Source organism: Streptomyces sp. NPDC056738 (assembly GCF_042790435.1).
Classification (GTDB): domain Bacteria; phylum Actinomycetota; class Actinomycetes; order Streptomycetales; family Streptomycetaceae; genus Streptomyces.
The window spans coordinates 72,323-86,500 of record NZ_JBHTZF010000019.1; the positions used below are offsets into that span (position 1 = coordinate 72,323).

Below are 14,178 nucleotides of genomic sequence, written 5' to 3' on the forward strand. Positions count from 1 at the left end.
AGCCGGGCCGGGCTCCGTGTCGGCCGGGTGGTCCGGGGCGGCGGAATCCCGTCAGCTGTACGTCCAGCGCCAGCCGCCGGAGCGGTACGCGCACGTGATCCTGGTGCCGCTCGCCGTGGTCGTCGAGGCGCCGTGGTCGCTGTTGCGGCAGTACTGGCCCGCCGAGTAGCAGTTGCCGGCGTTCGAGGTGATCGAGCAGGTGCTGACGCTCGTTCCGCCGCCAGTGCTTCCGCTGCTGCCGGAGCCGCTGCCCGAGGCCGCGTGCGCGGTGACGGTGACCTTCACCTTGACCGTCTTCGTCGCGGTCACGGTCGGAGCCGGTTCCGGCTCCGCGGTCACGGTCGCGGTAGCCGTCGCCGTGACGGTGACGGTGGGCCGCGCCTTGGCGGCCGCGACCTTCGTGGTGTCGCTCTTGTCGTCGCTGCTGCCACTGCCGCAGGCGCCGACGCCGAACAGAACCGCGACGGCGACCACCGGCAGCAGGTGGCGCTTTCGTGCCCTGCGAGCTCTCGCCGGCCCCGGCGCGAACCCGGGTGCTACGGGCGGCTGCTCGTGCTCACGCGATGGCTTGTTGTGCGACATGGTCCCCCCAGGGATGGATCGTGATGGGGCGACGATATCGGGGGATGTGAAGACGGTGTGAGGCTTGCGTGAAGGAGGTGACGTAGTCGTGATCATCAAGGGGGGTGGGCCGGGCCGCCCGGGGGCACCTGTCCGACCGGCACAGGCCGGTGGGCAGGTGCCCCGAGGGTGAGGGATCCGCGCGCTCAACTCACCGCACAGGCCCGATCCCCCAGCCTGAACACCGACGGTTTGGTGTTCGCCCCCGTCCAGCTCCCCGTGAAGCCGAAACCGACCGTCGAACCGGCGGCGACGTTCGCGTTCCAGCTCACGTTCTTGGCCGTCACGGCCGCGCCCGCCTGGGTGTAGTCGGCGTTCCAGAGCTGGGTGATCTTCTGGCCGTCGGTGAAGGACCAGCCCAGGTTCCAGCCGGTCCAGGCCGAGGAGCCGGTGTTGGTGAGGGACACGTCCGCCTGGAAGCCGCCCTGCCACTGGTTCGTGATCTTGTACGTCACCGTGCAGGCCCCGGTGGACGGCGGCGTCGGGTCCGTACCGCCGCCCCCGTCACCGCCCCCGGCGTCCGAGGTGTCGCCGTAGACGATCCCGCGTCCGTTCGTGGCCACGTACACGCGCCCGTAGACCCGCGGGTCCCCGGTGATGGCCGCGCCGGTCCAACCCCACTGGTGGGCGTCGTCGTTGACGCGGGTCCAGCTCGCGCCCTTGTCCGTCGAGCGGAAGATCCCGCGTACGCCGTCGATCTTGGCGCTGGTGTAGAGCGTCTGGTACGAGGAGCCGGTCGCCGCCTTGCCGAAGCCGACGGTGTCGGCCTGGTCGACGTTCGACAGCTTGGTGAAGGCCGCCCCGCCGTCCGTCGAGTGCCACAGCCCGTACGCGCCGTCGCTCGCGCCGCCCGCCAGCCACACATCGCCCTTGGTGCCAGGCAGGGCTTTGAAGCGCACGCTGTCCCCGGCGGGGAGGTTGGCGGCCGCGGACACCGTGAAGGTCGCACCGCCGTCCGAACTGACGTAGAACTTGCCCGACTTGAAGCCGTAGAAGGTCTTCGGATCGACCCGGTCCGACTCGACGATCGCGCCCGCCGGGATGCCGCTCGACGCGGACCACGACGTGCCGAACCCGGTGGTGTACTGCACCCCGGTGCCCGCCGGGCTCCACACGAAGCGGCCGCCGTCCGCGGCCGCGGCGACCGTGCCGCCGCCGGTCACGCCCGAAGGGTCGCTGCCCGCGAACCAGTTGGCGCCGTTGTCCGTCGAGAAGCCGATGTGCGGCCCGGAGTCGAGGTCGCCGACCCGGACCACCGTGTTCGGGTTGGTCTCGGCGTAGTCGAGGCTGGTCGTGGAGGTGAGATTCGGCGAGGTGTACATCATCGACGGGACCTTGGTGAGATCCGTGTGCCGGAAACCCCCGATGTCACCGAGCGCGCTGAGCAGCGGAGCACCCGACGGGGGAGAGGCGAGGTCGTTGACGGCCGTCTCCTCCAGACCCTGGACCATGGGCTTGACGGTGAACTGGCTCCCGGAGTCCCAGTTGGTGAGGTTCTCGGTACCGTAGATCGTCGCGCCCGTCCCGTACATCATGCGGGCCGAGTCGAACGGGTCGATCTCCAGCCCCTCGGTCATCCAGCCGAGTTTGGGGGTCTGTTCGGGCGGCGCGGGATTCGCGCCGAAGGTCAGCCACGGCACGGACGAGACGTCCATCGTGGAGCGGTTGGAGCGGTTCGGGTACGACGTGTAGTCCCAGGCCTTGGTCCAGGTCCCGCCGCTGTCCGTGGACCGGAAGATCTGCGTGTCCGGCCACCAGGAGCTGTACGCCGTCGCCATCACGGTTCCCGGGTGCTGCCGGTCGACGCTCAGCCCGCTGAAGCCGTAGTAGGTGTCGGCCTCCGCCACCGGGCTGATGTCCGTCCACGTCCCGGTCTTCGTCGCGTACCGCCACAGCCGGCCCTTGCCGCCGTCGTACGGTCCGCCCTTGTCGCTGTAGGCGAGATAGAGATAGCCGTTCGCGGCGTCGAGGACGCCCTTGTGGGCGAGGTACCCGGTCGGCTGTCCGGCGAGCCGGGACCAGGTCGCGCCGCCGTCCGTCGAGCGGTAGACCGCGTTGTCCTTGTCGGCGACACCCACGTAGATCGTCTGCGTGGCGCTTCCCCGGGTGCCGGTGGACTCGTCGAAGGTGACCCACACGACGCCCTGGTTGTCGGAGGCGTAGCCGCTGGTGTCGGTCGAGTCCTGGACGTAGTTGCCCGGGTTCGGGAACGCCGTGACCTGCGACCAGCTCACCCCGGAGTCCGTGGAACGCCACAGCCCCTTGCCGCTGGGCGCGCCGAGGTAGAGGACGCTGTTCTTGGCGGGGTCGACGGCCAGCCGCTCGCCCATGCCGCGTCCGGGCATGTTGCCGCCCAGCTTGAAGGGCAGATCGGTCTTCTGCCAGCTCGCCCCGCGGTCGGCGGAGCGCAGCACGGCCCCGTTCGTCGGGTCCCAGTCATTGGTGTACGTGCCGACCGCCGCGTACACCTTGTCCGGGTCGACGGAGTCGGAGGCGAGGCTGACGACGCCGGTGTGGCCCCACTCGTTCCAGCCGACCGAGTCCAGCAGTGGGGTCCAGCTCTTCGTGGCCTGGACCCAGCGGTAGGCGCCGCCGATGTCCGTGCGGGCGTAGGCGAGGTTCTTCTCGGAGCGGTTGAAGACGATGCCGGGGACGAAGCCTCCGCCGTCGACGCGGGCGTTCTTCCAGGTGTACGTGTCGGCCGCGACCTTTGCCGTGGAGGTGCTCGCGGCCGTCGTCGTGGGGGTGTTCGCGGCCAGGGCGGGCGGGGTGCCGGCCAACAGGCCGGCGGCCAGGGCGAGTACGGCCGTGAGGATGCGTGTTCTTCGCACGGGGGGAGTCCTCTCCGGTGCACAGGAGGAGTGGGGATGGGGCGGAGCGAGCCGGGAAGAGGGGGCAAGTGACGGCCGGGCGGCCCTCGTTGTGGTGAGGGACCGCCCGGCCGGTGGTCCTGCCGTCAGGGACAGGACCGCGTACCCGGAGCCACAGCGGGGACTATTCGAGAAGCTCCGCGTACGAACCCATGGCGAGGGCGATGTCCGCCTGCGCCCAGAACCGGTGGTACGTGAAGGACGGCGCGGCGCCGCCCGCCAGATAGGCCTGGATCTTCGACCAGGCCGGGTCGTTCTTGTAGAAGGACCGCAGCGAGGCGAACGTGGACGACGAGTTGATCGCGTCGCCGTTCGGCATCGTGCCGGTGAACGTGCTCGGCACGTACACGCTGTCGTTGAAGCGGTTGTAGTCGGCGCGCGTCTCCGGAACGGCTATGCCCAGACCGTCCTGGTAGTTGTTCCACATGCCGTCCAGAAGCGCCTTGGCCGTCGTCTTCGCCTGGGTGTTGCCGGACTTGGCGGCGTAGTACGACAGGGTCTTGGCGTACGCGGCGGCCACCCCGACGTCGTTCGTGTAGTCGGCGACGGTGACGTGAAGTCCGCTGTTGGCACCGGGACTCGACGCGTTCCAGGTGTCCGGCGCACCGGACCACTGGAGGGTGGAGGGGATCTGGTAGGTGCCGTCCGGGTTGATCGTGGTCTTGGACAGCGCCCACGCGACCCACTTGTCGAGGACCGCCTTGGCGCTCGCGTTGCCCGTCTGTTGGTAGTACTCGGCGACCCGCTCCATGGACCACGCCTGGAAGCCGAACCACTGGTTGGACGGCGGATCGTGGTACACCGGCTGCTGGTCGTAGTACATGCCGTAGAAGGTCGGCGTTCCCGTGGGAGGTGTCGCGTAGCGGCCCGCCCAACTGTTGGTCGCGCCGCCCGCGATGGCGCCCTCGCTCGACTGGAGCCAGCGGTAGAACTCCAGTTGCCGGGTGAGGGAGGTGCCCCAGTCCGCCGCGCCTGTCGAGGACTTGGGCTTCAGGTCGGCGTTGGTGCTGAGCGCGTACGCCGCCAGGGGGTTCTGGTAGCCGCCGTGGACGTGGCTGGAGCCGATCCGCCAGGCCCAGCCCGCCGAGGTGTCGGTGGCGCCGCCCCAGGCGTAGTACCAGGAGAGCAGATAGGAGGAGGCGTCCTTGCCGGTGCCGGCCGCACAGGTCGACGGTCCGACGCAATTGCCTATTTTCTTGAAGTACTTGTCGTACATGGCGTAGCGCAGATAGTCGCCCATCTTCGCCGCCTTGCCGACGGTCGCCGACACGTCCGCGCTCCTGCCCTGGGCCTTGGCCCACACGTCGGCCCAGTACGCGGCCTGCACCGCACGCGCGTCGGCGTCGGGGGCGTCGGTGTACTTCCACTGCTTGGCGTACGAGGAGTCCCCGGTGAACAGGTCCAGGTAGCCGTTCTTCCCGCCGTACTTGAAGGCGTCGCAGGTGGGCTGCGGAACCGTCTCCCACACCGACTCCTGCGCGCCGCGCTGGAAGGTGTTGATGTACGACGGACCCGTGGCGGTGGGACCGGCCTCGCACTTGCCGGGTTCGTTCCCGTAGCCGTAGGTGTTGTCCACGTCCTGGAGCCAGTGCATGCCGTACACGTCGTCCGTGCCGTACGCGCTCTTCAGCTCGCCGGCGATCGGGTCCGTGCCGACGGAGACTCCGGTGTCGAGCTTGGCCGGGTACTCGTTCGGGGTGTCCAGCTCGGGCGCGTAGGTGGCCGGCTTGGACGCGTTGTAGAACGAGTTGGTCGGCTGGTCGGCGTGCGTGGGGATCATGTACGTCTCCATGGTCGTCCACGCGGCGTTGAACTTCGACCAGTCGCCGGTGACCTTCCCGTACATCGCCTGGAGCCAGATCAGATAGCTGTACGCCTCTGACGTCGTCTCATGGCCCTGGTCCGGCGCCTCGACGATCAGCGTCTCCACCGAGTGGTAGGGAATGCCCTCGGGGGAGAAGTAGCCGTTCGCCGGGTTGGTGATCTTGCCGTAGAGGTCCAGGAAGCGCGCGTCGTACGCCTTCGTCGCGGCCAGTTCCGTCACGGTCACCGTGGCCTTGGCCTGACCGGTCGCCGAGGCCGTGAAGGTCGCGGACCCGGTGCCCGAGGCGTCGGCGGTGATCGTCACCGTCTGGGCGGTGTTCCAGTTGGACGGGGTGAAGGTCAGACTCGAACCGCCGGTCACCGACAGCCCGGTGTTCCCGTCCGTCCGGGCCACCGCCACCGTCACGTTGGCGCTCGGCTGGGTCGAGAGCTTGACCGTGAACGTTCCCGACTTGCCCTGCTGGACGCCGAGTTGGGTCGGTGACGCGACGATCGCCGGTCCCGCGGCGACCGTGATGCCGGCCGGTACGGAAGCCGCCGACGCGCCCAGACTGTCGTAGGCCTTCGCGACGATGGAATGACTGCCCACGGCCAGTCCGGACGCCGACAGCGTGTACGGCGAGCTGGTGTCGGTGCCGAGCAGGGTCGTGTCGTCGTAGAACTCGACCTTGGAGATGGTCGCGCCGTCGGCCGCCGCCGCGGTCGCGGCCATCGGGACGGCGTCGCCCTGGGTGTAGACGGCGCCGGCCGCCGGGCTGGTCAGCACGGTGATCGGCGGCTGGTGCGCGCCGGTGCAGGTGGTGCCGTTGACGGCGTAGGACGCGGGGGCCGCGTTGGTGCCGCTGTAGGTGAACTGCGCGCCGGTGGTCACCGCGGTTCCGGCGCCGATCGTCCCGTTCCAGGCGGCGTTCTTCACGGTGACCGTCTTGCCGGACTGGGACCACGTGCCGTTCCAGCCGTTGGTGAGCGTCTGGTTGCCCGTGTAGGCGTAGGTCAGGGTCCAGCCGTTGATGGAGTCGGCGCCCCGGTTGGTGATCGTCAGATCAGCCGTGAAGCCGGATCCCCAGTCGTTGGTCTTGTAGTCGACGCTGCACTGAACCGTGGCCGCGTGTGCGGGAGTCGTACCGGTCGCCAATGTCGTGAGCGGGAGGGCGAGTGTCGCCACTACGGCGGTCCACAACCGTCGTGACCTGCGACGACGTCTCCATCGAGGGCTCGGATCCATGGTGCTGGTTCCTCCTTGCGGCTCGGAGAATGGGGGGAGGAGCAACAAGCCTTGAACCAGTGGGAGCGCTCCCATATTGGAGAGAGGGGTGTGAGCGGTCAAGGTGCTTGAAGAGTCGAAATGATTCGACAGATCAACTGCGTGACCCCTCTGGGCAACGCGGGCACTTGGCGCTAGCTTCGTCCGCACCAGTGGGAGCGGTTCCATCAGTCGACGCGTCCGTCACGGCGCGTCAGAGCTGCAAGGAGTCGCTTCATGCGTCACCCCCCGCGTTTGTCGCTCTTGGTCATCGGCGCCGCCGTCGCCCTCGTCGGCACGGTTGTCGCGCCGGTCGTCACGGCCTCGGGAGCAACTCCCGCGTGCACGGTGGAGTACTCGGTCACCGGCCAGTGGGACACCGGCTTCCAGGGCGCCGTGAAAATCACCAACAACATGGCCGCGCTGAGCGGTTGGAGCCTCGGCTTCGACTTCCCGGCCGGTCAGAAGGTCACCCAGGGCTGGAACGGCAAGTGGTCCCAGTCCGGTACGACGGTCACCGTGGTCAACGAGAGCTGGAACGGCTCGCTGGCGAGCGGCGCGAGCGTCAGTGCCGGATTCCTCGCGTCCTGGTCGGGAAGCAACGTGGTGCCGACGGCCTTCCGGCTCAACGGCACCACCTGCAACGTGGACACCCAGCCGACACCCACTCCCACACCCACGCCCACCGATCCGCCGCCGACCGGCGGCGAGGCGCCGAAACTGCACGTCTCGGGCAACAAGCTGGTCGACTCGGCGGGAGCCACCCGCCGCATGCTCGGCGTCAACCGCTCAGGCGGCGAGTTCATGTGCGTCCAGGGCTACGGCTTCTTCGACGGTCCCGTCGACGACGCCTCCGTCAAGGCGATCGCCGACTGGAAGGCCAACACGGTCCGCATCCCGCTGAACGAGGAGTGCTGGCTGGGGCTTTCCAACATCAAGCCGGAGTACGCGGGCGCCCACTACATCGCCGCGGTCAAGGACCTGGTGGCCAAGGTCGAGGCGCACGGCATGACGCCGCTCGTCGAATTGCACTGGACCTACGGCCAGTACACCGGCAACTCGGCGGGCTGCTCCGACGTGCACGCCACCTGCCAGAAACCGATGCCCGACGCGCAGTACACCCCGTCCTTCTGGTCCTCGGTCGCGAGCACCTTCAAGGACGACCCGGCCGTCGCCTTCGACCTGTTCAACGAGCCCTATCCCGACCGCGCGACCTCCACGACCACCCAGGCGTGGACCTGCTGGCGCGACGGCGGCACCTGCCCCGGCATCTCCTACGAGGTCGCCGGAATGCAGGACCTGGTCGACGCGGTGCGCGGCACCGGCGCCAAGAACCTGATCCTGGCCGGCGGTCTCGCGTACTCGAACGACCTGAGCCAATGGCTGACGTACAAACCCAGTGATCCCACGGGCAACCTCGTCGCCGCGTACCACGTCTACAACTTCAACACCTGTGCGAGCGAGAGCTGCTGGAACTCCACCCTGGCTCCCGTCGCCGCCCAAGTCCCGCTGGTGGCGGGCGAGATCGGGGAGAACACCTGCTCCCACGCGTTCGTCGACACCGTCATGAAGTGGTTCGACGACCGGGGGCTCTCGTATCTCGGCTGGACCTGGAACACCTGGGACTGCTCCTCGGGTCCGTCGCTGATCTCGAACTACGACGGAACCCCGACCGCCTACGGCATCGGGCTGCGCGACCATCTGCGCGCTCTCAACGGCTGACGGCGGGCACCGGGAAAGGCGGGCGCCTCCGGATGTCCGGAGGCGCCCGATTTTTTGCCGTTCGGGCAACACGACTGGCCGTTTCCGGGAGTGGCGGAGCAGGCTGTCCTCATCCCGAGAGAGAGGCTTGCCCCATGGCACAGGACCACGACCACGAGCACGGCAGCGGCCCGGCGCACCCCCGGGGCGGGGCTCACGGCCACGGCTCGCACCACGGTTCCGCGCCGGGCCAGGGGCACGGCGCCGGCCACGACCACACCCACATGGACTTCGGCCAGATGCTGCCCATGCTGGTGCAGGAGGCGGAGCTGTTCACCCCGGCCTACGTCCAGGCGGCCGAGTGGCTGCGGGAGCAGCGGCCCGATCCCGGGCTGATCGTGGACGCCGGAAGCGGCCCCGGTGTGATCTCCGGCCTGCTCGCGGAGAAGTTCCCCGGTGCCCGCATCGTCGCCGTGGACGGCGCCGAGCCCCTGCTGGTGGAGGCCCGCGCCCGCGCCGAGCGGCTGGGCTTCGCCGACCGGTTCAGCACGATCGAGGCCGAACTCTCCGAGGGCGTCGGGGACCTGGAGTACCCGGCGGACCTGCTGTGGGCCAGCAGGTCGCTGCACCACGTCGGCGACCAGCGGGCGGCGCTCACCGGTTTCGTCCGGAGCCTGGCACCCGGTGGCACCCTCGCCCTGCTGGAGGGCGGCCTGCCCACGCGTTTCCTCCCGCGCGACACCGGCATCGGCCGGCCCGGTCTGGAGGCCCGTATCGACGCGGTGCACGACGAGTGGTTCACCCGGATGCGGGCCGAGCTGCCCGGATCGGTGGCGGAGACGGAGGACTGGCCCGCCCTGCTCACCGCCGTCGGGCTGCGCCACACGGCGACCCGCACCTTCCTGCTCGACCTGCCCGCCCCGATCTCGGACGAGGCCCGCGCCTTCGTCGTCACCGCGCTCACCCGCAGGCGTGAGGGCCTCGCCGAAGGCCTCGACGCCGAGGACCTCGCCACGCTCGACCGCCTGCTCGACCCGGAGGACAAGGCGAGCGTGCACCACCGTTCGGACCCGTTCGTCCTGACCGCGATGACGGTGTACGTGGGAGTCAAGCCCGAGTAGTCACGGCGACCGCCGGCCGGCCGCGAGCGCGGTCGGCGGGCCTTGACATCGAGCGCGCTCCAAGTGATGAACTCCCGGAGTTCGAGGCACAGTCGGCCGGCCGCGGGGCCGGACACCCCAGGGGGTACACCATGACCGATTCTCCCGTCGCGCTCGTCACCGGGGGCGGAAGCGGCATCGGAGCCGCGGTCGCCCGCCGGCTGCTCGACGCCGGGCACCGGGTGGCCGTCACCGGGCGCGGAGAGGAGCGGCTGAACGCCTTCGCCGAGGAACTCGGCCGCCCCGAAGGGCTGTTGACGCTCGTGGGGCACGCGGCCGAGTACGACCAGGTGCGGGCCGCGGTCGAGGCGACGCTCAAGGAGTTCGGGCGCCTCGACACCGTCGTCGCCAACGCCGGGTTCGCCACCCACGACACGGTCGCGGACGGGGACCCCGCCGGCTGGTCCGAGATGGTGCTGACCAACGTGCTGGGGCCCGCGCTGCTCATCAGGGCGTCCATCGACGCGCTGAAGGAGTCCCGCGGCCGCATCGTGCTGATCGGCAGTGTCGCCGGGCACGTGAACACGCCCGGCAACATCTACGGCGCGACCAAGTGGGCGGTGACCGGGCTCGCGGAGAACACCAGGCGCCAGGTCACCGAGTACGGCGTGGGCGTCACGCTGGTCTCGCCCGGCCGGGTGGAGACCCCGTTCTGGGACAGCTACGGCAGCCTGCCGCCGGGGCAGCTCCTGACGGCGGAGCAGCTCGCCGACTCGATCGTCTGGGCGGTCGGGCAGCCGGCGGGCGTCGACGTGAACACGGTGGTCGTCCGCCCGATCGGCCAGCCCGTCTGATCCGCCCGCGGGGCGTTCCCGCCCCGCGGGCCGTCTCCGTCCCCCGCTCGTCAGTTGTTCGCGAGGAACTGCCGGGCCAGGGAGTCCCCGAGCGACACGGCCGCGCTGTGGCTCTCGATGGGGGACACCTGCGAGTTCTTGAACAGGATGTACGTCACTCCGCTGTCGGCTCCGCCCGTCTCCGGGTCGGGGTCGATGCCGAGCGCGTTGGCCGTGGCGTACGACGCCTCACCGATGATCTGCGTCGGTCCGGTGTCGCCGACGACCGCGTACTCGACCTTGCCGTTGTAGACGACGGCGACCACACCGCCGCCCTTGATGCCCGAACTCGTGTACTTCCAGATGCTGCTGGAGCTCGGCACGACGACGTAGGGCAGCGTGTCGGCGCGCAGCGCCCGGCCGTCGGACTGATGGAAGGCGGTGTCGTCCTGGAACCAGGGGTCGGTGCCGGAGTTGCACTTGGCGGTGACCTGGCCGTCGCAGTCGATGTCCATGTCGGCCTTCCAGAACACGGCTCCGTTCTTGCCGCAGACGGGGATCGTGGCCGAGGTCTCCTCGTCCGTCCGGTACTTGCCGTTCGAGATCTGCGAACAGGACGTCACCTTGGCCAGGAGGGCGGCCGCGCTGACCGAACCCTCCTGTGCCGAGCGGGGTGCGGTGGTTCCGGAGGCGCTGGCCGGGAGCGTGGCGAGGGCGAGCAGTGCCGCTCCGAAGGCCGCGGACAGGGTCAGTGTTCGAGTGCGCACTGTGGGGGAACCCTTCTGTTAGGAAACTTTCCTTACCGGGTTGCTCCACGGTGGCCCCGTTTGCATGAGCGCGTCAAGACTTGAGTCCCGGTTGGTCCGGTCCAAGGGCGTTAAAAAAACCCGTGACCCGGATGCGGTGAGCATCCGGGCCGCGGGCCGCTGCCGGTCGGGCCGGCGCTTCGGTGCCGGCGGGCCGGTCAGCCGATGTCGAACGCGGCCGGGTCGGGCCCCAGCCGGCGGTCCTCGTTCAGTGCCGAGATCGCCGCGATGTCCTCGGTGTCCAGGGAGAAGTCGAAGACGTCGATGTTCTCCTTGATCCGGGACGGGGTCACGGACTTCGGGATCACGACGTTTCCGAGCTGGAGGTGCCAGCGCAGGACGATCTGGGCCGGGGTGCGGCCGTGCTTCTGGGCGATGGCGACGATCGCCGGGACCTCCAGGAGGCCCTTGCCCTGGCCCAGCGGAGACCAGGCCTCGGTGGCGATGCCCTGCTCGGTGTGGAACTCACGGGCCGGGCGCTGCTGGAGGTGCGGGTGCAGCTCGATCTGGTTGACCGCCGGGATGACGGACGTCTCCTCGATCAGCTTCGCCAGGTGCTCCGGGAGGAAGTTCGAGGTGCCGATGGCCTTGGCGCGGCCGTCGGCGTAGATCTTCTCCAGGGCCTTGAACGTGTCGACGTAACGCCCGCGGGCCGGCGTCGGCCAGTGGATCAGATACAGGTCGACGTAGTCCAGGCCGAGCTTCTCCAGCGAGGTGTCGAAGGCGCGCAGCGCGGAGTCGTACCCCTGGTCGCTGTTCCAGAGCTTGGTGGTGACGAAGAGCTCCTCGCGGGCGATGCCCGAGGCGCGCACGGCCTTGCCGGTGCCCTCTTCGTTGCCGTAGATCGCCGCTGTGTCGATGCTGCGGTACCCGGACTCCAGTGCGGTGGCGACCGCCCGCTCCGCCTCGTCGTCCGGCACCTGCCAGACACCGAAGCCGAGCTGGGGCATCTCGACGCCGTTGTTCAGGATGATCGGGGGGACCTTGCTCACGAGCTCTCGATCCTTAAGTCGTCGGGTGGTCTTCGTATGGTCAACGATCACGGGCCGTGATGCATTCCTGACCGGGCTCAGGGCGCGTGGAATCGAAGATTGGCTGAAATAGTCCGATCAATCACGCCGGTGTCCGTGCCGCAGGGCGATACGGGCTTGTGCCGGCTCCGTGTCCCGCCGCGTGATCCCGAACGACCGGCCCTACGTCCGGTAGAGCGCCTCGACCTCGGTCTCGTACGCCTTCTCGATCGCCTTGCGCTTCAGCTTCAGCGACGGCGTCAGCAGGCCGTGCTCCTCGGTGAACTGGTTGGCCAGGATCCGGAAGGTGCGGATCGACTCGGCCTGCGAGACGAGCGTGTTGGCGGCGACCACGGCGCGCCGCACCTCGGTCTCCAGATCGGGGTCGCGCACCAGATCCCCGGCCGACAGCGGCGGCTTGCCGCGCATCTGGAGCCAGTGCTCGACGGCCTCGGAGTCGAGGGTGACGAGCGCGGCGATGTACGGCCGGTCGTTGCCGACCACTATGCACTGCGCGACGAGCGGATGGTCGCGCACCCGCTCCTCCAGCGCGCCCGGCGAGACGCTCTTGCCGCCGGAGGTCACCAGGATCTCCTTCTTGCGCCCGGTGATGGTGAGGTAGCCGTCCTCGTCCAGGGAGCCGAGGTCGCCGGTGGCCAGCCAGCCGTCGTGCAGGGTCGCGTCGGTGGCCTTGTCGTTGTTGAGGTAGCCCTGGAAGACGTTGCCGCCGTTCAGCCAGATCTCGCCGTCGTCCGCGATGTGCACGGTGGTCCCGGGGATCGCCTGCCCGACGGTGCCGAACCGGGTGAGCTCGGGCGGATTGGCGGTGGCGGCCGCCGTGGACTCGGTGAGCCCGTACCCCTCGTAGATGGTGATGCCCGCGCCCGCGAAGAACAGCCCGAGCTGCCGGTCCATCGCCGAGCCGCCGGACATCGCGTGTCTGACCCGGCCGCCCATCGCGGCCCGGACCTTGGAGTAGACGAGCTTGTCGAGGACCTGGTGCTGCATGCGCAGGCTCGCCGAGGGGCCGGGCCCGGTGCCCCAGGCCTTGGCCTCGACGGCGTCCGCGTAGCGCACGGCGACGTCGACGGCCTTCTCGAAGGGCCCCGCCTTGCCCTCCCGCTCGGCCTTGCGGCGCGCGGAGTTGAAGACCTTCTCGAAGATGTACGGCACGGCCAGGAAGAAGGTGGGCCGGAAGGCGGCGAGGTCCGGCAGCAGCGCGGACGCGTTGAGCTGGGGCTGGTGCCCGAACTTGACCCGCCCGCGGAACGCGGCGATCTGGACCATCCGCCCGAAGACGTGCGCGAGCGGCAGGAACAGCAGGGTGCTCGCCTCGTCGCCCCGCTTGGAGTGGAAGACGGGTTCCCAGCGCTTGATGACGGTGTCCGCCTCGAACATGAAGTTCGCGTGCGAGATGACACAGCCCTTGGGGCGCCCCGTGGTGCCCGAGGTGTAGATGATCGTCGCGATGGATTCGGGGGTGACGGCGCGGCGGTGGCGGTGCACCACCTCGTCGTCGAGGTGCGCGCCGGCCTCGTACAGCTCGTGCACCGCGCCCACGTCGAGCTGCCACAGCTTGTGGAGCTGGGGGAGCCGGTCGACGACCGTGGCGACGGTCATCGCGTGGTCCTCGTGCTCCACCATGACCGCCGACACCTGCGCGTCGTGCAGCATCCAGAAGACCTGCTCGGCGGAGGAGGTGGGATAGATGGGCACGACCTGGGCGCCGATCGTCCACAGGGCGAAGTCGAAGAGGGTCCACTCGTAGCGGGTGCGGCACATGATGGCGACCCGGTCGCCGAAGCGTATGCCCTGGGACAGCATGCCCTTGGCGAGCGCCAGGACCTCGTCCCGGAACTCCGCCGAGGTGACGTCGCGCCACTGTCCCTGCTCGTCCTTGCGGCCGAGCGCCACGTGGAGCGGGTCCACCCGGGCATACTCGAACACGGCGTCGGCCAGGCCGCCCACCGGCGGCGCCGACGCCAACGGGGGGTTGGTGAACTCGCGCAATACCGCTCCTCGTGGCCTCCGCACAGCGCCGTGAAAGCTACCCCACCACGCGAGCGGACGGGAGGGGGCTCGAACCGCCGAGGGGTGCGGCGTCCGCACAGGTCAACCACGGAAATGCCGCACAAGGGGAAGGGTCGGACAGAATCCCTTACGGTTCCGT

The 14,178-nt window shown here is 69.5% G+C and carries 9 protein-coding genes; 3 read left to right on the forward strand and 6 right to left on the reverse strand.

Annotated elements, in window-relative coordinates:
* Positions 1-51 precede the first annotated feature (51 nt).
* The 3 genes from ACFRIC_RS36380 to ACFRIC_RS36390 form a co-directional block, all read right to left on the reverse strand.
* A complete protein-coding gene (locus ACFRIC_RS36380) occupies positions 52-582 on the reverse strand; it encodes a hypothetical protein (RefSeq protein WP_382795286.1) in 531 nt (176 codons plus the stop codon).
* A 185-nt stretch (positions 583-767) separates the two neighbouring features.
* Positions 768-3,452 (reverse strand): cellulose binding domain-containing protein, encoded by a 2,685-nt coding sequence (locus ACFRIC_RS36385; protein ID WP_382795289.1) that lies wholly within the window; start codon positions 3,450-3,452, stop codon positions 768-770.
* A 163-nt stretch (positions 3,453-3,615) separates the two neighbouring features.
* A complete protein-coding gene (locus tag ACFRIC_RS36390; RefSeq protein ID WP_382795292.1) occupies positions 3,616-6,540 on the reverse strand; it encodes a glycoside hydrolase family 48 protein in 2,925 nt (974 codons plus the stop codon).
* Between the two features lie 255 nt (positions 6,541-6,795).
* Between ACFRIC_RS36390 and ACFRIC_RS36395 the strand changes: the two genes are divergently transcribed.
* The 3 genes from ACFRIC_RS36395 (at position 6,796) to ACFRIC_RS36405 (ending at position 10,213) form a co-directional block, all read left to right on the forward strand.
* Complete coding sequence (locus tag ACFRIC_RS36395) at positions 6,796-8,280, forward strand: cellulase family glycosylhydrolase (RefSeq protein ID WP_382795295.1); 1,485 nt, start codon at positions 6,796-6,798, stop codon at positions 8,278-8,280.
* Between the two features lie 134 nt (positions 8,281-8,414).
* On the forward strand, positions 8,415-9,380 hold the full coding sequence (locus tag ACFRIC_RS36400) for a class I SAM-dependent methyltransferase (RefSeq protein WP_382795298.1): 966 nt from the start codon (positions 8,415-8,417) through the stop codon (positions 9,378-9,380).
* 131 nt (positions 9,381-9,511) lie between these two features.
* Positions 9,512-10,213, forward strand: a complete 702-nt coding sequence (locus ACFRIC_RS36405) for an SDR family oxidoreductase (RefSeq protein ID WP_382795301.1) — start codon at positions 9,512-9,514, stop codon at positions 10,211-10,213.
* A 50-nt stretch (positions 10,214-10,263) separates the two neighbouring features.
* Here ACFRIC_RS36405 and ACFRIC_RS36410 read toward each other — a convergent pair whose 3' ends face one another.
* The 3 genes from ACFRIC_RS36410 to ACFRIC_RS36420 all read right to left on the reverse strand — a co-directional run bounded on the left by ACFRIC_RS36410 (position 10,264) and on the right by ACFRIC_RS36420 (position 14,018).
* Entirely contained in the window at positions 10,264-10,959 is a 696-nt protein-coding gene (locus tag ACFRIC_RS36410) for a glycoside hydrolase family 75 protein (protein WP_382795303.1), read from the reverse strand.
* 197 nt (positions 10,960-11,156) lie between these two features.
* A complete protein-coding gene (locus ACFRIC_RS36415; RefSeq protein ID WP_382795427.1) occupies positions 11,157-11,948 on the reverse strand; it encodes an aldo/keto reductase in 792 nt (263 codons plus the stop codon).
* A gap of 243 nt (positions 11,949-12,191) precedes the next feature.
* Positions 12,192-14,018 (reverse strand): AMP-dependent synthetase/ligase, encoded by a 1,827-nt coding sequence (locus ACFRIC_RS36420; protein WP_382795306.1) that lies wholly within the window; start codon positions 14,016-14,018, stop codon positions 12,192-12,194.
* Positions 14,019-14,178 lie beyond the last annotated feature (160 nt).

Coding starts and splice junctions, on each gene's coding strand:
- ACFRIC_RS36380 (WP_382795286.1), bottom strand. CDS start 582: ATGTCGCACAACAAGCCATCGCGTGAGCACGAGCAGCCGCCCGTAGCA.
- ACFRIC_RS36390 (WP_382795292.1), bottom strand. CDS start 6,540: ATGGATCCGAGCCCTCGATGGAGACGTCGTCGCAGGTCACGACGGTTG.
- ACFRIC_RS36395 (WP_382795295.1), top strand. CDS start 6,796: ATGCGTCACCCCCCGCGTTTGTCGCTCTTGGTCATCGGCGCCGCCGTC.
- ACFRIC_RS36400 (WP_382795298.1), top strand. CDS start 8,415: ATGGCACAGGACCACGACCACGAGCACGGCAGCGGCCCGGCGCACCCC.
- ACFRIC_RS36405 (WP_382795301.1), top strand. CDS start 9,512: ATGACCGATTCTCCCGTCGCGCTCGTCACCGGGGGCGGAAGCGGCATC.
- ACFRIC_RS36415 (WP_382795427.1), bottom strand. CDS start 11,948: ATGCCCCAGCTCGGCTTCGGTGTCTGGCAGGTGCCGGACGACGAGGCG.